The 25,821-nt window shown below is 72.2% G+C and carries 24 protein-coding genes; 11 read left to right on the forward strand and 13 right to left on the reverse strand.

Annotated elements, in window-relative coordinates; all coding sequences use genetic code 11:
* Positions 1-20 precede the first annotated feature (20 nt).
* Positions 21-4,886, reverse strand: coding sequence for an NAD-glutamate dehydrogenase (locus BLS99_RS03445; protein WP_091043521.1), 4,866 nt, complete (start codon positions 4,884-4,886; stop codon positions 21-23).
* Positions 4,887-5,101: 215 nt separating this feature from the next.
* On the opposite strand from BLS99_RS03445, the gene BLS99_RS03450 reads away from it, so the two are divergent.
* The 7 genes from BLS99_RS03450 (at position 5,102) to BLS99_RS03480 (ending at position 9,958) form a co-directional block, all read left to right on the forward strand.
* Positions 5,102-5,719, forward strand: a complete 618-nt coding sequence (locus BLS99_RS03450) for a DUF4178 domain-containing protein (RefSeq protein WP_091043524.1) — start codon at positions 5,102-5,104, stop codon at positions 5,717-5,719.
* A gap of 46 nt (positions 5,720-5,765) precedes the next feature.
* Complete coding sequence (locus tag BLS99_RS26010) at positions 5,766-6,260, forward strand: DUF2617 family protein (RefSeq protein ID WP_281243514.1); 495 nt, start codon at positions 5,766-5,768, stop codon at positions 6,258-6,260.
* A 32-nt stretch (positions 6,261-6,292) separates the two neighbouring features.
* Positions 6,293-6,757: a DUF4247 domain-containing protein gene (locus BLS99_RS03460; RefSeq protein ID WP_091043530.1), complete on the forward strand. Its 465-nt coding sequence runs from the start codon at positions 6,293-6,295 to the stop codon at positions 6,755-6,757.
* 34 nt (positions 6,758-6,791) lie between these two features.
* Positions 6,792-7,229, forward strand: coding sequence for a DUF350 domain-containing protein (locus BLS99_RS03465; RefSeq protein ID WP_091043534.1), 438 nt, complete (start codon positions 6,792-6,794; stop codon positions 7,227-7,229).
* A 49-nt stretch (positions 7,230-7,278) separates the two neighbouring features.
* Complete coding sequence (locus BLS99_RS03470; RefSeq protein ID WP_091043537.1) at positions 7,279-8,862, forward strand: polyamine aminopropyltransferase; 1,584 nt, start codon at positions 7,279-7,281, stop codon at positions 8,860-8,862.
* Between the two features lie 77 nt (positions 8,863-8,939).
* Positions 8,940-9,440 carry a hypothetical protein gene (locus tag BLS99_RS03475; protein ID WP_091043540.1) on the forward strand — a complete coding sequence of 167 codons (501 nt, stop codon included), beginning with the start codon at positions 8,940-8,942 and terminating at the stop codon, positions 9,438-9,440.
* A 68-nt stretch (positions 9,441-9,508) separates the two neighbouring features.
* A complete protein-coding gene (locus tag BLS99_RS03480; RefSeq protein WP_091043545.1) occupies positions 9,509-9,958 on the forward strand; it encodes a hypothetical protein in 450 nt (149 codons plus the stop codon).
* Here the strand turns inward: BLS99_RS03480 and BLS99_RS03485 are convergent.
* Together BLS99_RS03485 and BLS99_RS03490 are read right to left on the reverse strand one after the other, a co-directional pair.
* A complete protein-coding gene (locus tag BLS99_RS03485) occupies positions 9,955-10,518 on the reverse strand; it encodes a dihydrofolate reductase family protein (protein WP_091043550.1) in 564 nt (187 codons plus the stop codon). The genes BLS99_RS03480 and BLS99_RS03485 overlap by 4 nt on opposite strands.
* Before the next feature lie 130 nt (positions 10,519-10,648).
* The gene (locus BLS99_RS03490; protein WP_091044820.1) at positions 10,649-12,193 is read right to left on the reverse strand and encodes an MFS transporter; all 1,545 of its coding nucleotides are present in this window, start codon (positions 12,191-12,193) and stop codon (positions 10,649-10,651) included.
* Between the two features lie 198 nt (positions 12,194-12,391).
* Between BLS99_RS03490 and BLS99_RS03495 the strand changes: the two genes are divergently transcribed.
* Entirely contained in the window at positions 12,392-12,985 is a 594-nt protein-coding gene (locus BLS99_RS03495; protein WP_176953187.1) for a TetR/AcrR family transcriptional regulator, read from the forward strand.
* On the opposite strand, the gene BLS99_RS03500 is transcribed toward BLS99_RS03495, so the two are convergent.
* Positions 12,969-13,859, reverse strand: coding sequence for a CPBP family intramembrane glutamic endopeptidase (locus BLS99_RS03500; protein ID WP_176953188.1), 891 nt, complete (start codon positions 13,857-13,859; stop codon positions 12,969-12,971). The genes BLS99_RS03495 and BLS99_RS03500 overlap by 17 nt on opposite strands.
* A gap of 148 nt (positions 13,860-14,007) precedes the next feature.
* On the opposite strand from BLS99_RS03500, the gene BLS99_RS03505 reads away from it, so the two are divergent.
* A complete protein-coding gene (locus BLS99_RS03505; RefSeq protein ID WP_176953189.1) occupies positions 14,008-15,165 on the forward strand; it encodes a sensor histidine kinase in 1,158 nt (385 codons plus the stop codon).
* Entirely contained in the window at positions 15,162-15,791 is a 630-nt protein-coding gene (locus tag BLS99_RS03510; RefSeq protein ID WP_245712136.1) for a response regulator, read from the forward strand. The genes BLS99_RS03505 and BLS99_RS03510 overlap by 4 nt, the downstream gene beginning before the upstream one ends.
* Here the strand turns inward: BLS99_RS03510 and BLS99_RS03515 are convergent.
* Positions 15,788-16,435, reverse strand: a complete 648-nt coding sequence (locus BLS99_RS03515) for a hypothetical protein (RefSeq protein ID WP_091043561.1) — start codon at positions 16,433-16,435, stop codon at positions 15,788-15,790. The genes BLS99_RS03510 and BLS99_RS03515 overlap by 4 nt on opposite strands.
* A gap of 106 nt (positions 16,436-16,541) precedes the next feature.
* On the opposite strand from BLS99_RS03515, the gene BLS99_RS03520 reads away from it, so the two are divergent.
* Positions 16,542-16,952 (forward strand): DUF4259 domain-containing protein, encoded by a 411-nt coding sequence (locus BLS99_RS03520; RefSeq protein ID WP_091043565.1) that lies wholly within the window; start codon positions 16,542-16,544, stop codon positions 16,950-16,952.
* Positions 16,953-16,958: 6 nt separating this feature from the next.
* Here the strand turns inward: BLS99_RS03520 and BLS99_RS03525 are convergent, their stop codons facing one another.
* The 8 genes from BLS99_RS03525 to BLS99_RS03560 form a co-directional block, all read right to left on the reverse strand.
* Complete coding sequence (locus BLS99_RS03525) at positions 16,959-17,348, reverse strand: DUF4190 domain-containing protein (RefSeq protein WP_143034673.1); 390 nt, start codon at positions 17,346-17,348, stop codon at positions 16,959-16,961.
* Positions 17,349-17,518: 170 nt separating this feature from the next.
* The gene (locus tag BLS99_RS03530; RefSeq protein ID WP_091043573.1) at positions 17,519-18,706 is read right to left on the reverse strand and encodes an RtcB family protein; all 1,188 of its coding nucleotides are present in this window, start codon (positions 18,704-18,706) and stop codon (positions 17,519-17,521) included.
* 102 nt (positions 18,707-18,808) lie between these two features.
* Entirely contained in the window at positions 18,809-21,037 is a 2,229-nt protein-coding gene (locus BLS99_RS03535; protein WP_091043577.1) for an ABC transporter substrate-binding protein, read from the reverse strand.
* 124 nt (positions 21,038-21,161) lie between these two features.
* On the reverse strand, positions 21,162-22,052 hold the full coding sequence (locus BLS99_RS03540) for an arginase family protein (RefSeq protein ID WP_218126205.1): 891 nt from the start codon (positions 22,050-22,052) through the stop codon (positions 21,162-21,164).
* A 173-nt stretch (positions 22,053-22,225) separates the two neighbouring features.
* Positions 22,226-23,101, reverse strand: coding sequence for a co-chaperone YbbN (locus BLS99_RS03545; protein WP_091044827.1), 876 nt, complete (start codon positions 23,099-23,101; stop codon positions 22,226-22,228).
* 84 nt (positions 23,102-23,185) lie between these two features.
* A complete protein-coding gene (gene rnhA / locus BLS99_RS03550; RefSeq protein ID WP_091043584.1) occupies positions 23,186-23,650 on the reverse strand; it encodes a ribonuclease HI in 465 nt (154 codons plus the stop codon).
* Between the two features lie 10 nt (positions 23,651-23,660).
* A complete protein-coding gene (locus BLS99_RS03555) occupies positions 23,661-24,248 on the reverse strand; it encodes a TMEM165/GDT1 family protein (RefSeq protein WP_091043588.1) in 588 nt (195 codons plus the stop codon).
* A 212-nt stretch (positions 24,249-24,460) separates the two neighbouring features.
* Complete coding sequence (locus BLS99_RS03560) at positions 24,461-25,693, reverse strand: MFS transporter (protein ID WP_091043592.1); 1,233 nt, start codon at positions 25,691-25,693, stop codon at positions 24,461-24,463.
* Positions 25,694-25,821: the final 128 nt, after the last annotated feature.

Consider the following 25,821-nt stretch of genomic DNA (forward strand, 5'->3'; position numbering starts at 1 on the left):
CCACCGCCGCGTGTGAGCGGTCAATCGCCGTCGGTCTCCACGAGGCCGCGGATCTGCCGGAGCGCGACGGAGAGGACGGCGAGCTTCTCGTCGGAGCGCTCGGCCTCCTCGGTGGCCTCGTGGAGCGAGGCGATCTCGGTAGCGTGGCGCTCGGCCCACGACTCGACGGCCTCGGCCGGGTCCGTGCCCGGCTTCGCCTGGAGGACGCTGGCGGTGAGGCCGTGCATGGCGCCGTACAGGTCGTAGCGCAGCGCCGACCGGGCGAGGGTCTGCCAGCGGTTGGTGCGCGGCAGGGCCGAGATCTGGTTGAGCATCTCGTCGAGGTGCACCTGCGCGGCGATCCCGTAGTAGACCTTCGCGGTGGTCTCCAGGTCGGTCTCCAGCAGCCGCGCGCACTCCACGACGTCCACGAGGCCGAACCCGAAGATGGGGGCGGAGGCGTCGCGGGCGATCTCGGCGGGCATGCCCTGGTCCTCGAGCTGGTCCACGAACTCCTCGAACCCGACGGCCTCGGAGTCGGTGAGCAGCACCGGGAGCATCGGCTGGAGCACCGCCAGGCCCGGGCGCAGCCGCTCGGTCTCGGCGGCGACGTCGAGGTGCCCGCGCCGGTGCTGGACGAGCCAGCGGACGCCGCGGTCGAGGAGCCGCCGGATCACGAGCATGGCCGCGACCTGGGCCTCCTGCGGGACCTGGCTGTCGAGCGCCTCGATGCGGCGCCACAGGTCGGGCAGGCCGAAGGCGTCGCGGATGATGACGTACGCGCGGATGACGTCCACGACGTCGGCACCGGTCTCGTCGGCGATGCGGAAGAAGAACGTGGTGCCGCCGCGGTTGACGGCCTCGCCGACGACCGCGGTGGTGACGATCTCGCGGTGGAGCGGGTGCTCCAGCATGAGGTCGGCGTACGGCTCGCGCAGCGGCGCCGGGAAGTACTCGCGCAGCACCGGCGCGGTCCACTCCTCGGCGGGCAGGTCGGAGTCGAGGACGGCCCGCTTGGCCCAGATCTTCACGTACGAGAGCAGGACCGACAGCTCGGGCTCGGTGAGTCCGCCCCCGGCGGCGGAGCGCTCCTTGAGCTGCTTGTCGCTGGGGAGCCCTTCGATCTCGCGGTCGAGGCCGACGGTCTTCTCCAGGTGCTTCATGAGCCTGATGTGGACGGGCAGGAGGCGCCGGTTGAGGCGGATCGCGTTGGCCAGGGCCATGTTCTGGCCGTAGTTGTCGGCGAGGACCGCGTCGGCGACGGCGTCGGCCATGTCCATGAACAGCTTGTCGCGCGAGGCCGGGTCGCACCGGCCGGTGAGGGTCGCCGAGCGGAGCAGGATCTTGATGTTGACCTCGTGGTCGGAGGTGTCGACGCCCGCGGAGTTGTCGATGAAGTCGGTGTTCATGCGCCCGCCGGTGCGCTCGGGGCCGCCGGTCTGGGCGTACTCGATGCGGCCGAGCTGCGTGAAGCCGAGGTTGCCGCCCTCGCCGACGACGCGGCAGCGCAGGTCCTCGCCGTTGACGCGGACCGCGTCGTTGGACTTGTCGCCCGCGGCCGCGTCGGTCTGGGCGGCGGACTTGACGTAGGTGCCGATGCCGCCGTTCCACAGCAGGTCCACGGGCGCGGTGAGGATCGCGCGGATGAGCTCGGGCGGGGTGAGGTCCTTGACGTCCGCGTCGATGCCGAGGGCGGCCCGGACCTCGTCGGAGACGGGGATGGACTTCGCGGACCGCTCGTACACGCCGCCGCCCGCGGAGATGAGCGACTTGTCGTAGTCGGCCCAGGTCGAGCGCGGCAGGTCGAACAGGCGCCGGCGCTCGGCGGAGGAACCGGAGGCGTCCGGGTTCGGGTCGACGAAGATGTGCAGGTGGTTGAAGGCGGCCACGAGCCGGATGTGCTCGGACAGGAGCATGCCGTTGCCGAACACGTCGCCGGACATGTCGCCGATGCCGACGACCGTGAAGTCCTGCGTCTGCGTGTCCAGGCCCTCCGCGCGGAAGTGGCGCTTCACGGACTCCCAGGCGCCGCGGGCGGTGATGCCCATCTTCTTGTGGTCGTAGCCGACCGAGCCGCCGGAGGCGAACGCGTCGCCGAGCCAGAACCCGTACTCGGCGGCGACGGCGTTGGCGATGTCGGAGAACGTCGCGGTGCCCTTGTCGGCGGCGACCACGAGGTACGGGTCGTCGCCGTCGTGGCGGACCACGTTCGGCGGCGGGACCACCGTGTTGTCGGCGTCCCGGTTGTCGGTGATGTCGAGCAGCGCGGAGATGAACTCGCGGTAGCGGGCGACGCCCTCGGCCTGGAACGCGGCCCGGTCGGCGAAGCCCTCCTGCTTGAGCACGAACCCGCCCTTGGCGCCCACGGGCGTGATGACGGTGTTCTTGACCTCCTGGGCCTTGACGAGGCCGAGGATCTCGGTGCGGAAGTCCTCGCGCCGGTCCGACCAGCGCAGGCCGCCGCGCGCGACCTTCCCGTACCGCATGTGCACGCCCTCGAAGTTCGGGGAGTACACGAACACCTCGAACATGGGGCGGGGCTTGGGCAGGAAGTCGATCGCGCGGGCGTCGAACTTGAACGCCACGTACTCCTTGGGGCGCCCGGAGTTGCCGCGCTGGAAGTACGAGGTGCGCAGGGTCGAGCGGATGAGCGTCAGGAACGCGCGCAGGATCCGGTCGGCGTCGAGGCTGGGGACGCCCGCGAGCCCCTCGGCGAGGGTCTCGTCGATGCGGGCGACGGCGGCGTCGCGGTCGGCGCCCACGCGCGGGTCGAAGCGGGCCTCGAAGAGCCGCACCAGGTTCGCGGCGATCTCGGGGTGGGCGCCGAGGGTCGCGGCGATGAACTCCTGGGAGAACACGAACCCGCACTGGCGCAGGTACTTCGCGAGGGCGCGCAGGACCACGACCTGCCGCCAGGTGAGCCCGGCGTGGATGACGAGCTCGTTGAGCCGGTCGGACTCGGCCTCGCCGGCCCACGCGGCGCGGAACGCGTTCTCGAAGCGGATGCGCAGCTGCGGCACCGACTCGGCGGCCTCGCCGGGCAGTTCGAGCCCGAAGTCGTGCAGGTGGATCGTGCCGTCGGCGCGCTTGATGTGGTACGGGCGCTCCTCGGCGACGCGCACCCCGAGGTCGCGCAGGACCGGCAGGGCCTCGGAGAGCCCGATGGGCTCGCCGAACGCGTACAGCTTGAAGTGGACGTCGGCGTCGTCGCCGCCGCGGCGGAACAGCTGGAGCTCCATGTCGCCGCTCTCGCGGAGCAGTTCGAGCTTCGCGATGTCCTTGGCGGCGTCGATGGGCGAGTGCTCGGCCTTGTAGGCGGGCGGGTAGGCGTGGCCGTACGCCTTGTAGAGGCTGCGGGCCTGGCCCTCGCCCACGTGGTGGTCGAGCTGGAGGGCGAGGTCGGCGTCCCAGGAGCGGGTGGCGTCGGCGAGCTCGGCCTGGATCGACTCGACGTCGACCGGGGGGTGGTCGGCGAACGGGTCGATGCGGACGACGAAGTGGAGGCGGGCGAGCACCGACTCGGTGACGCGCGCGTCGTAGTCGACGGCCTTGCCGTGGAGGCGGCGGCGCAGGATCGCCTCGATCTTGACCCGGTTCTCGGTGTTGTACCGGTCCCGGGGCAGGTAGACGAGGCAGGAGTAGAAGCGGCCGTAGACGTCGCGGCGCGCGAACAGGCGCAGGCGGCGGCGCCCGGCCAGGCGCAGCACGCCCATCGAGGTCGAGTACAGGTCGTCGGTGCGGGCCTGGAACAGCTCGTCGCGCGGGTAGGTCTCCAGGGCGGTGACGAGGTCCTTCCCGGAGTGGGAGGACAGGGTCACGCCCGAGCGCTCCAGGACGTCCTGGACCTTGCGCTTGACCACGGGCAGGTCGGTGACGCTGGAGAGGTACGCGGCGGAGGTGAACAGGCCGAGGAAGCGCAGCTCGCCGTCGGGTTCGCCGTTCGCGTCGAAGGTCTTCACCCCGATGTAGTCCATGAAGGACGTGCGGTGGACGGTGGAGCGCGCGTTCGACTTGGTGATGACCAGGAGCCGCTTGGTGCCGATCTGGGCGCGGGCGTCGGCGTTGAAGGTGCTCAGCGGGCGCGGCGAGGCGGGGGCCTTGCGCAGCAGGCCCAGGCCGGTCTCGGCGAGCGGCGCCAGCGCCTGCTCGTCGCCTTCGCCGGTGAGCTTGTACTGGCGGAAGCCCAGGAACGTGAACTTGTCGTCGGCGAGCCAGCGCAGCAGTTCCACGGTGTCGTCGATGTCCTTGGGGGGCACCGGGAGCGACACGGTGCCGGGGGTGCCGGCGGCGGCGCTGGTGAGGTCGGCGGCGATCTCCAGGGCCTTGGCGCGCATGGCCTGCCAGTCGGCGACGCACGCGGCGACGTCGGCGAGGACGACCTCGATCTCGGCTTCGAGGCGCTCGATGTCCTCGGCGCCGGAGAGGCGCTGGACCTCGATGTGCATCCACGACTCGGCGGCGCCGCCCTCGGCGGGCGCCTCCTGGAGGTTCCCCTCGGCGTCGCGGCGGACCGTGACGATGGGGTGGACGAACACGGCGATGTCGACGCCGTGGCGGTTGAACAGGCCGGTGAGCGAGTCCACCAGGAACGGGGAGTCGTCGCAGACGAGGTCGACGCGCGTCGAGGAGGCCGCGTCGGGGCCCTCGGCGTCGTCGGGGCAGTCGATCTCCAGGCAGACCTGGCCGGGGGCCCGCACCTCGGCCATGCGGCGGTGGTGGGCGGTGGTCTCCAGGAGCTGCTGGGCGCTGCGCCCGACGAGGTCGTCGTCGGCCACGAGGCTCCAGTAGAGCTCGACCAGCCTCGCCAGGGATTCGTCGGATCCGGCCAGTCGGGCCGCCTCGGTCAGCAGTTCCTCCCGGTCGGGGAGGGTCTCGCGGAACTCTTCGTCTCCGATGAACGCCAACACGTCTCGATACTCCAGTCCGAATCACCGTCGACCCACATCATTGTGAGCCCTTTCCAGGCTAGATCTTAGGGTTCGCAGTCGACGCCGGGGTTACACCGAAGTTGCCGACGCGACCGGAGTGATCGCGATCTCCGCCGCGGGCGTTCCCCTGGGGGCGCCACGTTGGCGGTAGAGTGACGTCAAGGAAACACCCCACACAACCTGAAGGCACCGCCATGACCCTCGTCATCGTCCTGCTGATCGCCGCCGCGGCCGTCCTCGGCTGGGTCCTGTGGCGCAACGGCCAGCGCAAGCGGGAGGCCGAGCGGACCGCCGCGGCCCCCGGCCCGGTCGACCCCTTCGCCGACGCCGACACCGACGTCCTGCGCGGGGACCCCCGCCGCCTCAAGGCCGCCGACCTCGTCGAGCTGTACGGCAAGACCCTCGCCGTCCGCGGGACCCTGCGCCTCTCCGAGGGCGACTACCGGTGGGCGGAGCACTTCCTCGACACCGGCACCGGCGTCAAGCGCTGGCTCTCGGTCGAGGCCGACCCCGATCTGGAGGTCGTCATGTGGGAGGAGCTGACCGACTCGGACCTGAAACCGGGACCGCGTGAACTCAGCCACGAGGGCGTCTCGTACCGTTCGGACGAGAAGGGCACCGCCCGGTACACGTCCGAGGCGACCACCGGGCTCGCCCCGACCGGCACGGTCCACTACCACGACTACGCCGGGCCCGACGGCCAGAAGCTCTCGTTCGAGCGCTTCGGCGACGAGGGCAAGTGGGAGCTGGCCAAGGGCCTCACCCTGGACCGCAACCAGATCACGATCTACCACCAGAGCGAAGAAGTCTGACCCACCACCGATCCCCCCGGAGCACCAGCTGATAGCGCACATCGAGGTGCCGTTCGCCGACGTGTCGGCAGCCTCGCTCACCTTCCGGCCGGACGCGCCGCCCATGCCGGTCCTCGACCGCATGGACCGCGACGCCGGCCCCCTCCGGCTGTCCCTGCGCCTCCTGGGCGCCAGCCACCAGGCCGTCGTGGCCACCCCTGACGGGTTCATCGCCGAGACCCTCGCGTACCGCACGAACCTCGGGCCGGACCTGCCCGAGGCGTTCACGCAGCGCGTCGGCGCCTGGCGGCACCGCTACGAGTGCACCGTCGAGACGCTGACCGTGCCCGAGCTGCGGCGGCGGGTGCGGGAGCTGCGGGACCGGGCCGTGCAGCGCACCGCCGAGCCGGACCTCCTCGTGGGGCTGTTCGGCGGCGACCCGGACGCGCTCACGGCGCTGGAGGTCACCGGGACCGAGCCGCTGTCGTGGCGCACCGTCCACACGTACCCCCAGTACGGCGAGGTCGTGACCACCGTCAGTCGCGTCGTCCCCGTAAGCTGAGCCGAACCCCGAGAGACCACCGAGGACCGCCGATGACCAACGGACAGCAGCATCCCCCGACCCCCGCTTCCCGCGGCATGAACTGGAAGCACTGGACGGCGATCGTCGTCGTCCTGGCGCTGTGCTGCGGCGGGGTGTTCCTGATGAACTCGAACTTCTCCAACCCCACCGGGACGATCCGCGACCACTACACGCGGGCCTCGAACCTCGACGAGGGCGGCGGCAAGGCGTACACGTCGAGCCTGTCGCCGGCCACCGTCGCCGACCAGATCGACGACGACGCCGAGGCGCGCGAGGAGCGCTCCTCCGGCGGCGTCTACTACCTCCAGTACTCCAAGCACATCGTCGCCGTGTCCCCCTACCGCGGCGGGTCGAAGATCCTGGTGCACGACTACCGGTCCGGGTATAACCACTACTCGTCGGTGTTCCTCCTGTGGGGCTGGTCCTCCTCGCCCCCGTCGCCGTTCCGGGGCGGCGGCCCCGGCTCCGGCAAGTAAGCCCAGTCCCGAATACCGAAAGGCACGGCCTCCAATGATCGAAGAGCTCAGCCGCGACGTCCTCGAACCCCTCGTCGGCGCGGTCGCCTACAGCGTCGTGGGCATCGCGCTCATGGTGCTCGGCTACCTGGTCACCGACTGGCTCACCCCCGGGAAGCTCGGCGAGCTGATCTGGACCGAGCGGAACAAGAACGCCGCGATCCTGCTCACCTCCAACGTCCTGGGCGTGGGCCTGATCGTGGTCGGCGCGATCTGGGCGTCCGAGGGCGGCGTGCTCCGCGGCGTGGTCTCCACGTTCGTGTACGGCGTGATCGGCCTGGGCGCCATGGCGATCGCGTTCCTCATCCTCGACCTGCTCACCCCCGGGAAGCTCGGCGACACCCTCACCGAGGAGGAGCTGCACCCGGCGGTGTGGGTCAACGCGGCGATGCACGTGGCCCTCGGCGGGGTCATCGCGATGGCGCTGTCGTGAAAGGCGGCACCGTCGTGAAGAGCGGCACGGTCGTGAAGGTAGTGCTGTCTTGACGGCTGCGGCCGACACCCCCCAGACGACGACGTTGAGCGCGCGCCGGGTCCGCCTGGCGCGCTTCGGCCTGCTCGCGACCGCGTTCGCGGTCTCCGCGTGCGGCCTCGTGTACGAACTCGCGCTCATCACCCTGGGCGCCTACCTGGTCGGGAACACCGCGAAGCAGGCGTCGATCGTCCTGGCGATCATGGTCTTCGCGATGGGCATCGGGGCGCTGGCGGCCAAGCCGCTGCGCCGCTGGCCCGCCCTGGCGTTCGCGGCCGTGGAGCTCGCCCTGGCGCTGCTGGGCGGGTTCTCGGTGATGCTGCTGTACGCGGCGTTCGCGTGGACCGACCTGTACTCGCTGCCGCTGGTGGTGGTCGCGGCCGCGATCGGGCTCCTCATCGGGGCCGAGATCCCGCTGCTCATGGAACTGCTGCAGCGCATCCGGGAGCAGGCCGCGGGCGCCGCCGTGGCGGACCTGAACGCCGCGGACTACCTCGGCGGGCTCATCGGCGGCCTGGCGTTCCCGTTCGTGCTGCTGCCGTTCTTCGGGCAGATCCAGGGCGCGCTCATCGTCGGCGCGGTCAACGCGGTGGCCGGGGTGCTCCTGGTGTTCATCCTGTTCAGGAACGACCTCTCCAAGCTCGCGAAGCAGCTCCTGGCCCTGGTGTCCGTCCTGACGGCGCTGCTGCTGGTCGCCGCGTTCGCGTACACCGACAGGTTCGAGACCGACGCGCGCCAGGCGCTGTACGCGGCGCCGATCGTGTACACCGAGGACACCCAGTACCAGCAGATCGTCATGACCGAGTCGGCCTCGCCGTTCGGCGAGCAGGACCTGCGGCTGTACTTGAACGGCGACCTCCAGTTCTCCTCGGTCGACGAGTACCGGTACCACGAGGCGCTGGTCCACCCGGCCATGGACGGGCCGCGCGCGAACGTCCTCGTCCTCGGCGGCGGCGACGGGCTCGCCGTGCGCGAGATCCTGCGGTACGGGGACGTGGAGACGGTGACCCTGGTCGACCTCGACGGGGCCGTCACCGACCTCGCGCGGGGCTTCAACGACCTCGTGGCGCTCAACGGCGACTCGCTGGACGACCCGAAGGTCACCGTCGTCAACGAGGACGCGTTCACGTGGCTGCGGCAGCAGACCGGGACCTGGGACGCGATCATCGTCGACATGCCCGACCCCGACGCCACCGAGACCGCGAAGCTCTACTCGACCGAGTTCTACACGCTCGCCGGGGACCACCTCGGCGAGGGCGGGCGGATGGTCGTCCAGGGCGGGTCGCCGTACTTCGCGCCGAAGACGTACTGGACCATCGCCGCGACCCTCGCCGACGCCGGCTACGAGCCGACCCCGTACTGGGTCTCGGTGCCCTCGTTCGGCGACTGGGGGTACCTCATGGTCGGGGCCGACGGGCGGGCGCCGGAGCTGGGCCTGGACACCTCCGTGGGGCCGTTCCGGTCGCTCACCCCCGAACTGCTCGACGCCGCCCAGGTGTTCCCGCCCGACCGCGCCGAGATGGACATGCCTCCGTCGACGCTCATGCACCCGGTGATCCTCGACCTGGTCGAGTCCGAATGGCAGCACTACTGAGCCGGACCCGCCCCCGGGCCCGGGGCGCCGCGGGGAGCGGTCCGTCCCTGTCGGTGGCCGCTGGCAGACTCGCGGGCATGGAGTTCTACCCCTACCCGCCCGCGGCGAGCGCCCGGATCGACCCGTTCGACACGAAGACCGCCGCCGTCCAGTACCGCGTGTGGGGCGGCTCGAGGTCGACGTACGCGTTCACCGGGCGGGTCGCGCCCGGCCCCGACTTCCCGATGGACGGCCACATCCCCATGGGATACAAGGTCCTCCAGTACGCCCAGAAGATCGCGGTGTTCGAGGACGCGGAGCTCGTGCGCGAATGGCCGCGGGTCGAGGAGGGACCGCGCCGGGAGCACGAGCCGGTCCCCGAGCCGGTGCCGGGCGTGAAGCGCAAGACCCGGCCGCTCCCCCCGCTCGCCTCGATCTGGGAGGTGAACACGTGCGGCTTCATGGTCGAGTCGCCGTCGGGCGAGGTGAAGCTCCTCGGCTACGACGCCGGCGAGGCCATGGAGGCGGGCGCACTGGCCTCCATCGACAAAGGCACCGCCGCGGTGTGGTTCGTGTACGCGGCCGAGGACTGGCACTGAACCTGTCGGCCGAGGCCGATCCCCACTATCCTGAGAGCGCCCCCGCCCCTTCCCCCCTTGGAGACGCGATGCCGTCCGCCGAAGGCCCCCGCACCATTCGAGTCGGCTACTCCCGCAAGGCGTCCGTGCTCACGATCGGCCTGGGGTTCGTGCTCGCGGCCTGCGCCGCGGTCACCGTGTTCACGCCGTTCATCCCCGTGCTGGTCCCCATCGGACTCACGGGCCTGGCCCTGCTCGGCGGCGGCCTGCGCTCGTTCTTCCGGCCCCGGTACCTCTACAGCCCCGAGACCGGCGTCCTCACGGTCTTCATGGTGTTCGGCCCCGGCAGCGAGGGCACCCCGGGGCCGGAGGGCGAGCGGGTGTACTCCGACGGCCGGCGGGTCTACCGCGAGTCCCCTGACGGCGAGCGGCACCGCGTCAGCTTCACCGGCACCGACCGCGCCGACATGGCGCGGCTCCTCCAGGCGCTTCCCCAGGGCCGCGGGCCCGCGATCACCGGGCCCGGCGACCGGCCCTAGTGCGGGATGGGGCGCCCGGTCGGGGCGTACTCCAGCAGGACGATGCGGCCGTCGAGGACGCGCTGGTCCACGAGGTCGAGGTCGGCCTCCTCGACCCCCGCGAGCATCGGTTCGCGCCCGCCGGGGCCGACCAGGAGCGGGAAGACCATGAGGCGCAGGCGGTCGACCAGGCCCGCGTTGAGGAGCTGCCGCACGATCGAGAGGCTGCCCATGGTGCGCAGCGGCGCCGCGGACGCGTCCTTGAGCGCGCGGACAGAGGCGGCGAGGTCGCCGGACTCGATGCGCGCGCCTGGCCAGTCGACGCTGGCGAGCGTCCGGGAGAACACGGTGGTGGGGAGGCGGGTCATGGTCTCGTACGCCTCGTCGCGGGCCTCGCCGGGCACCGAGTCGAGGGCTTCGTAGGTGAGGCGGCCGAGCAGCACGTGCTGCGGGCGGGCCGACTCCTCCTCGATCCAGCGCCCCAGGTCGGGGCCGTAGTAGCCGAAGTAGCCGGGCGAGCGCTCGCCCTTGGCCCAGCCGTCGGCGGACACGAACAGGTCGGCGGTGAGTGCGGCGGTCATCGAAGGTCCCTTCGTCGCGGGTCACCTGTGGTGACTGACCGGGGGCCGCGGATTCATCGCCGCCGGGCGTACCGAGCACGCGGACCGGGCCCGAGCGGGTGCGGCTCGGGCCCGGGGTCTGTCGCGGGCGCTACTTGGCGCCGAGGACGGTCTCCTCGCCGACCACGATCTCCTCGACCAGGTCGACGGTCTCGCGAAGGCGGACGGGCGTCAGGAACAGCGCCGCGATGAAGCCCGCGGCGGCGATGCACGCGGAGATGAGGAACAGGTGCCCGGTCGCGTCGCCGTAGGAGGCGCGCACGATCTCGGCGATCGGCTCGGGCATCGCGTCCAGGTCGAGGCTGCTGCTCGACTGGCCCGCGGTGCCCGCGTCGATCCCGATGGCGGCGAGCCCCTCGCGGATCTTGTCGGCGACCTGGTTCGCGAGGACCGCGCCCAGGACCGAGACGCCGATCGTGCCGCCCAGGGAGCGGAAGAACGTGATCGCGCCCGAGGCCGCGCCGAGTTCGCGCAGCGGCACCGAGTTCTGGACCACCAGGACCAGGTTCTGCATCGACATGCCCACGCCGACGCCGACCGCGAACATCCCGAAGCCCATGAACACCAGGGAGGTCTCGTGGTCGATGGTCGCGAGCATCGCGAACCCGGCCGTCAGGACCAGGGTCCCGGTGATGATGTACGGCTTCACGGAGCCGGACTTCGAGACCATGCGCCCGGCGACCGCGGAGGCGACGAGCACGCCGAACATCATCGGGATCGTCAGCAGGCCCGCCTCGGTCGGCGAGAAGCCGCGCGAGATCTGGAAGTACTGGCCGAGGAACACCGAGCCGCCGAACATGGCCATGCCGACCGCGAGGCTCGCCACGGTCGCCAGCGCCGGGTCGCGGCGCTTGAGGACGTGCAGCGGGACCACGGGCTGGCTGACGCGGGTCTCGACCAGGGCCGCCGCGACGAGGATGACCACCGCGCCGCCGGCCATGGCGAGGGTCTGCCAGGAGATCCAGTCGAAGTCGTCGCCGACGAACGTGACCCACAGGAGCAGCAGGCTGACGCCGGCCGCGATGAGGACCGCGCCGAGGTAGTCGACCTTGGTGTCGGTGTTCTTGGTCTCGTCGAGGTGCAGGGTCCGGGTGAGCATCGCGAAGGCGATGACGGTGATCGGGACGGCGAGGAAGAAGCACCACTGCCAGCCGAGCCAGTCGGTGTCGGTGATGGCGCCGCCCAGGAGCGGGCCGCCGACGGTGGAGACGGCCATGACGCCGCCGAGGTAGCCGTTGTACCGGCCGCGCTCCTTCGGGCTGACCATCGCGCCGATGATGACCTGGACGAGGACCTGGAGGGCGCCCATGCCGAGGCCCTGGACGGCGCGCAGGGCGATGAGCTGCTCGGTGTTCTGCACCAGGCCGCACGCGAGCGAGGCGGCGGCGAAGATCACGATGGCGATCTGGAGCAGGCGCTTCTTGTCGAACAGGTCGGCGAGCTTGCCCCACACCGGGGTCGAGGCGGTGCTGGCGAGGAGGGTCGCGGTGACGACCCAGGTGTACTGGGACTGGCTGCCGCCGAGGTCGCCCACGATCTGCGGGAGGGCGACGGAGACGACGGTCGAGGAGACCATCGCGGCGAAGAGGACCATGAGCAGTCCGGAGAGGGCCCGGAGGACCTCGCGGTGGGTCATCTGGGCCTTCGGCGGAGCGTCGGATACGGCGGTCAAAGGACGGCCTCCTATGGTGTTTCGGAGGAACGGCCGCGGGAGCGCACGGCTCCGCGGCCTGGGTTCGCGGTGGTTTCCGGGGGCGCGACGTTAGTGAACGCGGCGTCTCTTATTACAAGCTAGCATTTAGTGAACGCATCGTTCACTATTGAAAGGAACGTGGTGACCGAATCCACACCGGGCCGCCGACGCGGCGACGACCTGGAGCACGCCATCTTCGACGCCGCGCTCGCCGAGCTCGCCGAGGTCGGCTACGCCAACGTCCGCATGGAGGCCGTCGCCGCCCGCGCCAAGGCCGGCAAGGCGTCGCTGTACAAGCGCTGGCCCGACCGCGCCCGCCTCATCCAGGCCGCCGCCCGCTACAAGGCCACCGAGGTCGAGCCCGAGTTCGAACCCAGCGGCGACCTCCGCGGGGACCTCGTCAAGGTCATGCGGCACATCGCCGCCCAGCAGGCCAGCCCGTTCGGCGAGGCGATCCGCGGCTGGATCGGCGAGCTGCGGAGCACCCCGGCCGAACTGACCGAGGAGCTCCGCACCAGGATCGAGAACCCGCGTATAAGGATCTTCGCGAAGATCTTCGAGGACGGCGTCGCCCGCGGCACCGTCAAGCCCGAGGCGCTCCACCCGCGCGTGGTCAACCTCGCCCCCGCGCTCCTCACCCACTACTTCCTCACGAAGGCCGAACCCGTCGACGACGCGGGCGTCGACGAGATCCTCGACCACATCGTGATGCCGCTCATCAGTACCGGCGCGTAGGCCCGGCCCACCCCAGGCGGCCCCGCGTCGCCGCCACGAGGACCACCGCGATCAGCGCGAACACCGCGAGCTGCACGACCTCGTACCGGAAGCTGTTGTCGACCCCCGGGAACAGCACCGGCAGCAGCGTCACGTTGAAGAACGTGTGCGCCACGATCGCGACCGGGCCGCTCCCGCCCGTGCGGTTGTACAGCCACGTGAACAGGTACGCGATCGCCACCGTGAACCCCAGGAACACCAGGTAAGGGCGCAGCGTGGCGGCCGGGTCGCCCCCGGCGTGGTTGTAGCCCTCGATGAGGAACAGCGGCAGGTGCCACAGGCCCCACACGAGGCCGAGCGCGAACGTCCCGCGCACCGGCCCGAACCGCTCCTGGAACCGCGGCGTCGCGAAGTTCCGCCACCCCGGCTCCTCCCCCAGCGGGCCGCCCACCACCAGCACCAGGAAGAACACGAGCACCCACCCGCCGAGCTCGCCGGGGTCGGGCGCGAACGCCGCCGCCGCGCCCGGCAGCGGCAGCACGCACAGCATGAGCACCGCGGGCAGGCCGAGCACGACCAGCAGGTACCAGCGGGCGCCCACCCGCCAGCGCACCAGGTCGGCGACCAGGGCCCGCACCCCCGGGCGGCCGTCGGTCGCCGCGGTGACGAGGAACGCCGCCAGGAACGGGCCGACGAACGGCGCCGCGAACATCCACGGCACCAAGGGGAGCCCGAGCGCGATGCACCCCAGCACGTACGCGAAGGACGGCACGAACGACAGCACCACGAAGCTCGAGAGCGGCCGCGAGCCGACGAACCGGACGAGCGCGGAGCGGTGAGGCGAGCGGCGCGGTGAGCGGTGCGGTGAGCAGTGCGGGGACAGGGTCTGGACCATGTGGACTCCTTCGGGGACGTTGACGTGCGCTCCAGCATGCGTTCCGGAGCCCGGTCCGCGATATCGGCCGGCGGAGGGATCGTCGGGAGCCCGAAATCCGTCTTTCGGCAGAGGGCGCGGGGTGCGGCGGGCGGCTACGGTTCCCGGCATGGTCAGCGACTCGCGATTCCGCCTCCACCCGTACGTCCGGCCCGCCGCCGCCGCCGTGGCGCTCGGGGCCCTGCTCGTCCTCGCCCCGGCGGCCTGGACCTTGGTCCTGCCGGCCGCGGTGGCGGTGCTCGCCCTCGCGGCGCCCGGCCGCGCCGCGGCGTGGCGGCGGTCGGGCCGCGCCCTCCTTGCGGCAGCGGCGGTCTCGCTCATGTGCACGGCTCTGCACCGCGGCCCGCTCGACGGGCTCGCGGGCGTCTGGCTCCTCCTCGAACTCGGCGCCCTCGCCGTCCTCATCGGCGTCGCGGTGCGCCGCGCGCCAGTGGGGGGTGCGGTGCTCGCCGCGGCCGCGGGGACGGTCGCACTCGGCGTGCAGCCGCTGCGGATGCTGATCCCGGCCTCGGCCGCGCCGACCGAGTACGTGTTCTTCCTCGGCTGCTGGACGCTCGCCGCCCTGGCCGCGATCGGCGTCGGCGCGATCCGGCGCCTCGCCGCCGCCCGCCGGGCGCGCACCCTCGCCGCGGCGCGGCGCGACGAACGGCTCGCACTCGCCGGGGACCTGCACGACCTGGTCGCGCACGACGTCACCGGCATCGTCCTCGACGCGCAGGCCACCCGCGCCGAGGGCGACCCCGCGCAGGCCCCCGAAGCGCTCGAACGCATCGAACGCGCCGGCCTCGACGCCCTCGCCGCGATGGACCGGACCGTGAGCGTCCTCCGCGGCGCCGACGCGCCCGGCACCCGCACGCACGGCGCGGCCGACGTCCCGGACCTGGTGCGGCGCTTCGAGGGCACCGCGCGGATCCCGGTCCGCCTCGACTTCGACCCCGATGCGGCCCAACGCGTCTCGCGCGAAGCGGGGGACGCCCTCTACCGGCTGGTGGCCGAGGCTCTGACGAACGTGCGGCGGCACGCCCCGAACGCCACGGGAGTGGAGGTCGGGCTGACCGTCGAGGGCGCCGCGCTGCGGGTCCGGGTCGCGGATGCGGGCACGGGGAGCGGGCGGCACCGGCTGCCGCGGCTCGCCGGCCACGGCGGGACCGGCCTGGCCGCCCTCGCCGCCCGGGTGGAGGCCCTCGGCGGGGCGCTCGACGCCGGGCCGGCGTCCGGCGGCTGGGCGGTCGAGGCGACCCTGCCGCTCGCGCGGGAGGCCGCGTGATCCGGGTCCTCATCGCCGACGACCAGGACACCGTCCGGCGCGGGCTGCGGCGCCTCATCGACGTGCACGAGGACATGACCGTGGTGGGCGAGGCGGCCGACGGGGTGCAGGCGGTGGCGCTGGCCCGGTCGCTGCGGCCCGACGTGGCGCTGGTCGACGTCCGGATGCCCCGGCTCGACGGGCTCGACGCGACGCGGCTCCTCGCGGACGGCCCGGTCCGGGTCGTCGTGGTCACCACGTTCGACAACGACAAGTACGTCCACGCCGCGCTCCGGGCCGGCGCCTGCGGGTTCATCCTGAAGCGCTCGGGCCCGGCGCTCCTCGCCGAGGCGGTGCGGGCCGCCGTCGCGGGCGAATCGCTCATCAGCCCGGCCGTCACGGTGCGGCTCCTCGAACACCTCGCGCCCGCGAGACCCGAACGCGCGGAACCGAACCCGCTCACACCCCGCGAGACCGAACTGGCCCGGCTGGTGGCGCACGGGCGGACCAACGCGGACATCGCCGCCGAGCTGTTCATCTCGGTGGGCACCGTGAAGACGCACGTGGCGAACATCCAGGCGAAGCTCGGCGCCGCGAACCGGGTGGGCATAGCGGCGTGGTGCTGGAGGACCGGCCGCGCGGCCTAGGCGATGGACGCGGCGGCGGCGCGCAGGGCGGCGAGCTCCTCCGGTGAGGACTGCCGGGCGAGCGCGGCGATCTCGCAGATGAAGACCCGCTCATCGGCGGGGAACGCGGCGGCGACCCGCTCCGGGTCCTCCGTCAGGGCCCGGTAGATGTCGCGCCCCTCCGCGAAGAACAGGTCCACGAGCACGAGACCGCCGTCGGCGCGCCGCATGACGTTGCCGGGGTTCCGGTCGAGCCCGCCCCAGAACGGGATCGACTGGGCCGCTGCGGCGTTCAACCGCTCGGCCTCCGAGCGCACGGCGGCGACCGGATCGCCGGATTCAGCGGCGTCCCACCGCTCGGTGACGGTCGCGCGCTCCTCGTCGGAGGCGGGCATGAGCGCCTCCATCACCGTGACCCGCCCGCCGCCTCTCAACTCGGCGTCGAAGTCGACGCGGGGCAGCATGGGGTGCCCGGAGAGCTTGCGGCACAACTCGACGAAGACGCCGTACCCGGGCTCGAAGGCGCACACGCGGGCGACGAGGCGACCGTCCGGCGAGCGCCAGACGTAGGCCCAGTCCCCGATGCCGCAGACGTTCCATCCATCAGCGAGCAGGCGCCCGGCGACGGCGCGGTGATCCAGGTCGGCGAATTCGGTGTAGTCCACGCCGCGAGCCTAAAGGCCCGGCCTCCGCCGGCGACACCGGTTTTCGGGGACTGTCACAGGCGGCGCATACGATCGCGTCACCACTCACCGCGAAGGAGCAGAGCCGATGGGCGCTTGGGATTACGGACCGTTCGACAACGACGGCGCCTGGGACCGCATCGCCGAACTCGGCGACGACGCCGCCGCGAACACCGAGCGGCTCGAAGCCGCGATGCTCGAAGTCCTGGTGGTCCTCGACTACGTCGAGAACCCCGAGGCCCAGGGCGCGGTCGGCGCGGCGGTCCTCACCGCGGTCCGCCTCGGCGCCCCCGCCCCTTCCGAGCGCATCACCGAACTCCTCGCCGCCCACCCGTTCGACGCCGACGACCTCCGCGACCTCGCGCGCCGCACCCTCAAACGCGTCACCGAGAACCCCGTCGACAACGAATGGCACGACCTCTGGCTCGAATCGGGAGCCCTCGACAAGGCCGTCGGCCTTCTCGCCCCGTACAAGGCGGTCCTCGAAACGGAGCGCTGACCTCCGTCAGAGCAACCCGATCGCGACGCTGATGAGCGCGGCGATCGCCACCGCGGCGACGCCCGAGATCAGCCCGCCGAGCGCCGAACTGCGATTGGTGGCCTCACCGCGCTCGGCCTTCCCGAGCCCGATGCCGCCGAACACGATCGCGAGCACGCCCGCGACCACCCCCAGGCAGCACAGGTACGGCATCCAGCTCGTCACGACACCGCAGATCCCCAGCACCAGCGCGGCCGTCCCCATCCCGTTCTGCGGCCCGAGAGGCATGCGGCCCTGGGGAAGCACCGGGTACACGGGGTAAGGGACGTAGACGACCGACGGCGGCGGATGCATGGTGACCGGCGGGGGCGCGGACTCCTCAGCAGGCCCGGGCTCGGCGGCGGGGGTTTCGCTCATGCAGTTGCTCTCACAGTATTCGGGGCGGTCGCACCGAGTCTATTTCGCCACCACCGAACCCGCTGCCCCCGAACCGTCCCTCTGACCGAACGTCCCCCCAACCCCACCCGATCGGCCCGGCCGGGCGACTGGGGCCGGACGCGACACGCGTCCGGCCCTCTCATCGGCGTTCAGCCCTTGACGCAGACGACCTGGCGGAGGCGGGCGGTGATCTCCACGAGGTCGGACTGGGCGGCCATGACCTCGTCGATGTCCTTGTAGGCGCCGGGGATCTCGTCGATGACGCCGGGGTCCTTGCGGCACTCGACGCCCTCGGTCTGGGCGATGAGGTCCTCGGCCGTGAACCGCTTGCGGGCGGCGGTGCGGCTCATCCTGCGGCCGGCGCCGTGCGACGCGGACTCGTAGGCGGCGCCGTTGCCGAGGCCGCGCACGATGAAGCTCGAAGCGCCCATCGACCCGGGGATGATCCCCATGTCCCCCAGCCCGGCCCGGATGGCGCCCTTGCGGGTCACCAGGAGCTCCAGGCCGTCGTGGGTCTCCTCCGCGACGTAGTTGTGGTGGACGGAGATCTCGGGTTCGAAGCGGGCCCTCTGGAACTTCTTCTTGACGACCTGGCGCAGCAGCGCCATCATGACGGCCCGGTTGCGGCGGGCGTACTCCTGCGCCCAGAACAGGTCGCGCCGGTACGCCTCCATCTGGGGCGTGTCGGCGATGAACACCGCGAGGTCGGGGTCGGGCAGGTCCGTGTTGTGCGGCAGACCCTTGGCCTTCTCGATGTGGTGCTGGGCGAGGGCGTTGCCGATGTACCGGGAGCCGGAGTGGAGCATGAGCCACACCTGCCCATCGTCAGATAGGCATACTTCGATGAAGTGGTTGCCGCCGCCCAGCGTGCCGAGCTGCTTCGCCGCCTTCGCCTCGGCCCGGCGGGCCGGGGACTGGGCGAGCTCGCCGAAGCCGGACCAGAACTCGTGCCAGCCGTGCAGGCCGGTCTTGAGGTGGCCGGTGTCGACCGAGCTCTTGTGCATCGCCTGGCCGACCGGGATCGCGGCCTCGATCTTCGAACGCAGGTGCCCCAGGTCGTCGGGCAGGTCCTCGGCGGTCAGCGACGTCCGCTGCGCGGTCATGCCGCAACCGATGTCGACCCCGACCGCGGCCGGGGAGACCGCGCCGCGCATCGCGATGACCGAGCCGACCGTCGCGCCGATCCCGTAGTGGACGTCGGGCATGACCGCCACGCCGTGCACCCATGGGAGCTTCGCGATGTTGTACAGCTGGCCCTTCGCCTGGGGCTCGACGGCGTCGACGTCGCCCCACAGGCGGATCGGAGCCGCCTTGGACTCGAGGTCGGTGAATGACATGAGGGGCTCCTCTCGAAGGGTACACTGTGGACAACGGGCCCGGTTGCGCTGTCCATGTTCCTATGCGCGAGAGCGAAAGGCCAACACATTTATCCGCACAGGTCAGGCGAAGACGATCCAGTAGGTCAGCGCCGCACCGACGACCACCGCGGGATAGGCGATCCGGGAGCCGATCGTGAGCCACTTCAGGCGCCGCTTGCGGCCCTTCGCGGCCCAGGAGGAGCCGACGAGGTCGATCACCAGCAGGCCCACGCAGATCAGGATGAACAGGTAGTACAGCCACTCGATCGCCACGGTGTAGCTGATCGCCGGGAGCACCCCGGTGACCGAGTTGAGCATGACGGCGCTGGAGAGGATGCCGGTGATCGCCATCGACACCCGCGAGGTCACCGCGTCGTACCCGAGGAACAGCGACACGTACGTCGCCATCACCAGCAGGCACAGCGGCAGCAGGTTCTTCACCAGGAACCCGCCCACGTCCCGCCGCACCTGGAGGTCGGTCACGAACTGGCTGTAGTAGAGCCCGCCCGCCGCGTCCGCGCTCGGGTCGCCCATGTTCGCGGTGGTGCCGACGGTCTCGGCGGTGAACAGCGCCTGGTCGACCCGCCAGTTCGGGATACGGTCGATCGTCGCGCTCGCGTCGCCCGCGCTCGCCAGCCGCTCGGCCTGGGACTGGGCGCGCACGGCGGCGTCGAGGACGTAGACCACGCTGCTGTCGGGCAGGGTCCGGTTCTGGAGCACGATCGGCAGGTGCTGCACGTCGAACGGGAACCGCCGGAACTCCAGCTCCGCCTTGAAGGTCCCCTCCACGTGGTACAGCCGGTACTTCCTCTCCCCGACCTGCTTGGCCTCCAACGGGTCCCCGAGCGACAGGCTCTTGTCGGCGGAGTTGGGGAACCACACGTCGAGCACGTCGTCGCCGCCGGTGTAGTTGAACCATATGAACATGTCCGCCGAGAACGTCCCCGCCTGCGTGTCGAGGTCGCGGATCTCGTTGATGTTCACGCCGGTGCTGACGATCTGGGACGGGACGAGGACCTCCTCCTCGAACTCGACCACGGTGCCGTCGGCGGCCAGTTCCCGCCCGGCGACGGGCTCGTACGGGACGAGCTGCACCGGCGCCGAGACCGGGCGGGTCCCGCTGAAGACGCCCATGCGGACCGGCCGCACCAGCGTCCGGTCGTCGAAGTACAGCGGCCCGGTCAGGCCCGCGACCGCGGTCTCGGGCGAGTCGGTCGCGGCCCACGCGTCGCGCAGGAGCTCGCGGTCGGCAGCGCGGTCGCCCGGTTCGAGGCTCGCCCCCGCGAGGCCGCGGGCGATGAGCGTGACGGCGTCGCTGCCGGTGACGGCGGGCCAGTCCGGGACGTACCCGTGGGTGCGCACGAACGCGAGCAAGAACTCCAGCGCCCCACCGGAGAGCGAGTCGGTGAGCACCGGCGCGGTCGCGTACACGGGCGCGGCCAGCGCGGCCTCGTCGGCGCCGCCCGCGGTGAGCGCGTCGTGGACCTCGGCGGTGAACGCCTCGGAGCTGAGCTTGTCGCCGCCGATGACCGGCTCGGTGACCCCGGCGGCGCGCAGTGCCGGGATGAGCCGCCCGGCGGTGTCGGGCCGCAGGCCCAGGACGATCGCGCCGCGGTCGGGGTCGGCGGCGATCGCGGCGGCGGCGGCGTCGAGCGCGGCGTCGGTGTCCCCGGCGAGGTCGATCGCGGTGTCGGTGGCGGTCCCGGTGAACGCGGAGGTGAAGCCGCCGTGGACGTCGCTGCCGTACCGGTCGTCGCCCCACACGATCGTGGCCCGGTCGAGCCCGAGGACGGCCTCCACGTAGGCGGCGAGGAAGGCGCCCTGCTGCGTGTTGTCGAAGATCCCCTGGAAGTACCAGGGCCGGTCCGCGGTGAGGTCGTCGCCGGTGGCGGAGGGGCTGATCGCGGGGATGCCGCCGGCGGCGTAGACCGGGGACGCGGCGATGGACGGGTCGGTGGTGGTGTGGCCGATGACGGCGAGCGCGCGGCCGTCGGCGGCGATCGCCTCGGCGTTGCGCTTGGCCTCGAGCGGGTCGCCGCCGTCGTCGTAGGCGAGGATCTCGACGGTGCGGCCCGCGATGCCGCCCGCGTCGTTGAGGCGGTCGACGGCGAGGCGCACGCCCGGGAGCAGGTCGGTCTCGATCCGGGTGGTGTCGTCGCCGCCGAGGTCGCCGGCGACGGCGATGTACACGGGTTCGGGCGCGGCGGCGCGGGCGATGAGGACCACCGCGAGGGCGGCGAGCGCGGCGAACACGAGCACTCCGGCGGCGGCGAGGGTCCAGCGCCTGCGGTGCGTCGCGGTCGGTGCCATGGGCGCTCCTCCTCCGGGTGCACCTACCAGCAGTACCGGAATCGGGGCCGCGGTTCAGGGGTTTCGCGCGATTGGCGCCTGGAGGAGGGCGCTGGGAACGCGCTACTGAAGGGCTTCGACAGCGCTATTGCAGGGCTTCCACCAGGAGGTCGGTGAGGGCCTTCGCGTACTCGCCGTCGGGGTCGTAGTCGGGGTCGAAGACGGTGAGGTCCATGCCGGAGCAACGGTCGTCGGCGGCGCAGGTGGCGACGATCTGGCTGAGTTCGCCCAGGGAGATCCCGCCGGGCGCGGGGCCGTCGACAGCGGGCATGACCGAGGGGTCGAGGACGTCGACGTCGACGTGGAGCCAGAACGTGGCGACCTCGCCGAGCGCGTCGAGGGCCCATTCGGCGCTGCGGCCGACGCCCCCGGCGCGCAGGGCCGGGACGGTGCGCAGCGCGATCCCGGTGGCCTCCAGTTCGACCCGGTGGGGGTCGTCGGCGCGCAGGCCGAGCATGACCAGGTGGTCGGTGTCGACGTAGGGGCGCAGGCCGCCGATGTCGGTGAGGTCGGGCTGGCCGCGGCCGGTGGCGAGCGCGAGCTCTTCGGCGGCGGCGGCGCCGACGTACTGGGAGTTCCCGGGGTGGCGGAAGTCGGAGTGGGCGTCGATGAAGACGAGGCCGCGGGCCTTGCGGTCGCGCTCGGTGCGGCGGCGGGCGGCGAGGGCCGAGCCGAGGAGGATCGAGCAGTCGCCGCCGAGGACGAGCGGGAAGCGCCGCTCCTGCCACAGGCGCTCGACGCGGTCGGCGAGGCGCCGCGTGTACTCGGCGATGGCCTTGGCCTGGCCGACGCCGTCGCCGGGGCGCCAGGGGGAGGCGTCGAAGCGCGGCGGGGTGAGGCAGCCGGCGTCGAGGGCGTTCAGACGCGAGACGAGCCGGTGGTCCCGAAGGGCCCCAGGGGCTTTCGCGGCGCCGGGGACGGTGTGCGGGGTGGGCGGCCGGAGGCCGAGGTTCGAGGGCGCGTCGAGGACGGCCACGCGTCTCGTCCGAGTCGCCGGCACCGCTCACCTCCCACCATTACGCTGTCCCGCTAGCTTGGCACAGGGAACGCCGCGGCACCAGGTGATCTACCTCCTCCGAAAGGACGGACCTCCGCGGCCGGGAATTGCCGCGGAGGTCCGAATTCGATTGTGGCGCTTGTATTCCGGCGTTAGAAGAGGACGGCGCTGAGTTTGCGGCGGGCCTTGCCCACGGCGGGGTCGTCGGCGCCCGCGACGGTGAACAGCTCCACGAGGCGCTTGCGGACGCGCTCGCGCTCCTCGCCGAAGTTCTTGGCCACCAGCTTGATGAGGCGGTCGTAGGCGGCCTCGGCCTGGCCCGACAGGAGCTGGACGTCGGCCGCGGCGAGGGCCGCGTCGATGTCGTCCGGGGCGGCGTCGGCGAGCTCGATCGCGTTGTCGGGCACGGTACCGACGCGACGGAGCATGCGCACCTGCGCGATCCCGGCCTCGGCCTCGCCGGACGCCGGGTGGTTCTTGAGGTACTTGTCGTAGGCGGCCTCGGCGGCGTCGAGTTCGCCTTCGACCATGAGGTTCTCGGCGTTCGCGAGCTCCGGGTCGGCCGGCTGCGGGACGTCGAGCCCCGCGGCCTGGGTGATGCGCCCGATCCACTGGCGCAGGGCCTGCTCGGACTGCGGGCCCTGGAGCAGGTCGAGCGGGCGGCCCTGGGCGAGGGCCACGACGGCCGGGAGGGCCTGGAGCTGGAGCGCGGCGGCGAGCTGCTGGTTCTCCAGGACGTCGGCGCGGGCGTACACCCACGCGCCGCCCGCCTCGCCGGCGAGCCGGCCGAGGACGTCGCGGACCTGGAGGCTCTCGGGGACCTGGTCGGCCCAGAACGCGACGACCACGAGCGCGTCGAGCGAGCGCTCCAGGACCTCGGTCTGGACAGTGGCGTCGGTGACGTCGATCGCGAGGACGCCCGCGCCGCCGGGCGCGGCCTGGGCCGATGCCTGCTGCGCCTGCGCGGCGGCGGCGAGGGTGCTGAGGTCGACGCCTCCGGAGAAGCGGGACGGTACCTGGTCGCTCATGGTGGTGATCATTCCATTCTCATCTGGGATCGGCGGTGCGGGCCGGGCCCGCTGTGGGCCGTCGGTCACGGCCCGGGACCGGGCTCAGCGGCGCCCGGCGGCCTCGTCGCGGCCTTGGCAGGCGAGCTTGTCGGCGCGCTCGTTGCCGGGGTCGCCGGCGTGGCCCTTGACCCAGCGCCAGTCGACCTCGTGGCGGGCGGCGGCCTCGTCGAGGCGCCGCCACAGGTCCGCGTTCCTGACCGGCTCCTTCTTGGAGTTGACCCAGCCGTTGCGCTTCCAGCCGTGCATCCAGGTCATGATGCCGTTGCGCACGTACGAGGAGTCGGTGTACAGCACCACTTTCATGGGCCGCTTCAGGGACTCCAGGGCCTGGATGGCGGCCATGAGCTCCATGCGGTTGTTGGTGGTGGCCTTGTCGGAGCCGTACAGCTCCTTCTCGTGGCCGCCCCACTGGAAGTACACGCCCCATCCGCCGGGGCCGGGGTTGCCGGAGCAGGCCCCGTCGGTGTAGATGACGGCGGTGTCCACGATCTCGTCCGTTTTCGGCATGACCGCCAGCTTATCCCGCCAGCGCCGTCACGGCCTCGACGCCCAGCAGGACGCCGATGACGAGGAACAGCCCGGAGGAGACGTAGCGGACGACCTTCTCGGGGATGCGCTTGGCGACCCAGGCGCCGGCGAAGACCGCGAGGAGGTCGGCGGCGAGCATGCCGAGGGTGCCGCCGATCCACACGCCCCAGCCGTTGTAGCTGGAGCCCAGGCCCATGCCGATGATCATGGTCTTGTCGCCGAACTCGGCGAGGAACATGGCGGTGATGACGGTGAGGAGGCCGGAGCGGCGCTCCTTGACGGGGCCGTCGTCGTCCTCGTCGTCCTGGCCGCCGCGCAGGCCCCAGAGGCCGAAGCCGATGAACATCACGGCGGCGGCGAGGCGGATCCAGTCGGTGGGCAGCAGGTTGCCGACGGCGGCGCCGACGCCCACGGAGAGCCCGATGAGCGCGCCGATGGCGATGACGAGTCCGAGGACGACGGTGCGGAGGCGGTACTTCGTGGCGAAGGTGAGGGCCATGAGCTGGCTCTTGTCGCCGAGTTCGCCGACGAAGATGGCGCCGAAGGCGACGCCGGCGGCGATGAGCAGTGCTTCCATTGCGGGTGATCCTCCCAGTGTTCAGGCCGGGAGGAGGGGACACGGCGACCTCGACCCGGCCGTACGGCCTTGGTCGAAGGTCTCGCTCGCCCCGGGGACCGAGGCCGTGCGGCCGGGCCTGCTCCTCGCGGAGCTCGCGAGCCGTTCGTGCGCTCGCGGGGCCAGTGTGTCGACCGCAGCGTTGGGAGCTACTCCCCTTCGTGCGCTGGCAACTATACGTGAGCGGGGGGCGCGGGCGCGACGGGCGCGGGGTGTGGTGCCCGTCGCGCCAGGCGGCGCATGGTGAGCGGGCCGCCCACGGCGATGAACACGGCGAGGCCGGCGGGGACGAGGAGTCCGACCGTCAGGTCCGTGCCTTCGGCGAGGTAGCCGATGGCGGCGGGGCCGATGAGGAGGCCGGTGGAGCCGGACATGGAGATGAGGGCGACGTTCGAGGGCGTGCCTCCGGCCTGGCCGATGGCGCTGAACAGGACGGGGACCATGACGGCGATGCCGGTGCCGGCGAGGGCCCAGCCGGTCCAGGCGAGCGGGAGGCCGCCGCCGGGCGCGGCGGCGGAGGCGAGGACGAGGGCGTAGCCGAGGACGGCGAGGGCGCCGGCCCACAGGAGGGTGCGGCCGGGGCCGAGGCGGGCGCGGATGGGGTCGCCGAGGAGGCGGAAGACGGTCATGGCGACGGCGAAGACGGTGTAGGAGAGGGGCGCGAGGGCGTCGTCGGCGCGGAGGACGTTGGCGGCGTGGAGGTTCGCCCAGTCGATGGCGCCGGATTCGACGAGGTGGCCGCCGAGGCCGAGGAGGAACAGCGCGGCGAGGAGGACCGCGCCGATCTTCGCGGTGGCGGGGGCGCCGCTGCCGCCGCCCGTCGGAGTACCTCTCACAGTGTCTCGGGGCGGCAGCAGCGGACGGGTGGTGACCGCCATGGCGGCGGTGCTGACGACCGCGACGGCGATGAGGACGGCCTGGTTCCCGAAGCCGAGGACGAGGCCGACGGAGGTGGCGGCGCCGGCGGCGGCGCTGCCGAGGCTCCACAGGCCGTGGAACGCGGAGATGATCGGGCGGCCGTAGCGCTGCTCGAGTTCGACGGAGTGGGCGTTGATGCCGACCTCGATGAAGCCGACGCCGACGCCGTAGAGGGCGGCGCAGGCGAGGAGCGTGGCGTAGTTCGGGGCGAGCGCGGGGGCGATGAGGACGAGCTGGGTGGCGGGGGCGGTCCACAGCAGGAGGCGGCGGGAGGTGATGCGGTCGGCGATGCGCCCGGCGAGGCCCATGGAGGCGAGGCCGACGAGCTGGATGAGCAGGAGCGCGGTCCCGAGCCGGGCTTCGCCGAGGCCGAGGCGGGCGTCGAGGCCGGGGAGCGCGGCGGCCCAGGCGCCCATGACGAAGCCGGAGGTGGCGAAGGCCCCGTGGAGGCCGAGGCGGGCGCGGCGGAGCGCGAGCGGGTCAGACATGGGGGTCCCGGTTCGTGGTGAGGTGCGTTGCTTCGTGATGCTCTGCTTCGTGATGCTCTGCTTCGTGATGCGCTGCTCGATGCGTTGCTCCGCGGTGCGGCGGGTCGCATGACGCGGCGGAGTTTTGT

Origin of the sequence: Glycomyces sambucus (assembly GCF_900102815.1) — a bacterium.
GTDB classification, from domain to species: Bacteria; Actinomycetota; Actinomycetes; order Mycobacteriales; family Micromonosporaceae; genus Glycomyces; species Glycomyces sambucus.

Bases quoted from the DNA above. Each gene is read 5' to 3' on its own strand.
- BLS99_RS03450 (WP_091043524.1), top strand. From the start codon at position 5,102: ATGACCCTCGTCATCGTCCTGCTGATCGCCGCCGCGGCCGTCCTCGGC.
- BLS99_RS03460 (WP_091043530.1), top strand. From the start codon at position 6,293: ATGACCAACGGACAGCAGCATCCCCCGACCCCCGCTTCCCGCGGCATG.
- BLS99_RS03465 (WP_091043534.1), top strand. From the start codon at position 6,792: ATGATCGAAGAGCTCAGCCGCGACGTCCTCGAACCCCTCGTCGGCGCG.
- BLS99_RS03475 (WP_091043540.1), top strand. From the start codon at position 8,940: ATGGAGTTCTACCCCTACCCGCCCGCGGCGAGCGCCCGGATCGACCCG.
- BLS99_RS03480 (WP_091043545.1), top strand. From the start codon at position 9,509: ATGCCGTCCGCCGAAGGCCCCCGCACCATTCGAGTCGGCTACTCCCGC.
- BLS99_RS03485 (WP_091043550.1), bottom strand. From the start codon at position 10,518: ATGACCGCCGCACTCACCGCCGACCTGTTCGTGTCCGCCGACGGCTGG.
- BLS99_RS03490 (WP_091044820.1), bottom strand. From the start codon at position 12,193: ATGACCCACCGCGAGGTCCTCCGGGCCCTCTCCGGACTGCTCATGGTC.
- BLS99_RS03500 (WP_176953188.1), bottom strand. From the start codon at position 13,859: ATGGTCCAGACCCTGTCCCCGCACTGCTCACCGCACCGCTCACCGCGC.
- BLS99_RS03505 (WP_176953189.1), top strand. From the start codon at position 14,008: ATGGTCAGCGACTCGCGATTCCGCCTCCACCCGTACGTCCGGCCCGCC.
- BLS99_RS03520 (WP_091043565.1), top strand. From the start codon at position 16,542: ATGGGCGCTTGGGATTACGGACCGTTCGACAACGACGGCGCCTGGGAC.
- BLS99_RS03525 (WP_143034673.1), bottom strand. From the start codon at position 17,348: ATGAGCGAAACCCCCGCCGCCGAGCCCGGGCCTGCTGAGGAGTCCGCG.
- BLS99_RS03530 (WP_091043573.1), bottom strand. From the start codon at position 18,706: ATGTCATTCACCGACCTCGAGTCCAAGGCGGCTCCGATCCGCCTGTGG.
- BLS99_RS03535 (WP_091043577.1), bottom strand. From the start codon at position 21,037: ATGGCACCGACCGCGACGCACCGCAGGCGCTGGACCCTCGCCGCCGCC.
- BLS99_RS03545 (WP_091044827.1), bottom strand. From the start codon at position 23,101: ATGAGCGACCAGGTACCGTCCCGCTTCTCCGGAGGCGTCGACCTCAGC.
- rnhA (WP_091043584.1), bottom strand. From the start codon at position 23,650: ATGCCGAAAACGGACGAGATCGTGGACACCGCCGTCATCTACACCGAC.
- BLS99_RS03555 (WP_091043588.1), bottom strand. From the start codon at position 24,248: ATGGAAGCACTGCTCATCGCCGCCGGCGTCGCCTTCGGCGCCATCTTC.
- BLS99_RS03560 (WP_091043592.1), bottom strand. From the start codon at position 25,693: ATGTCTGACCCGCTCGCGCTCCGCCGCGCCCGCCTCGGCCTCCACGGG.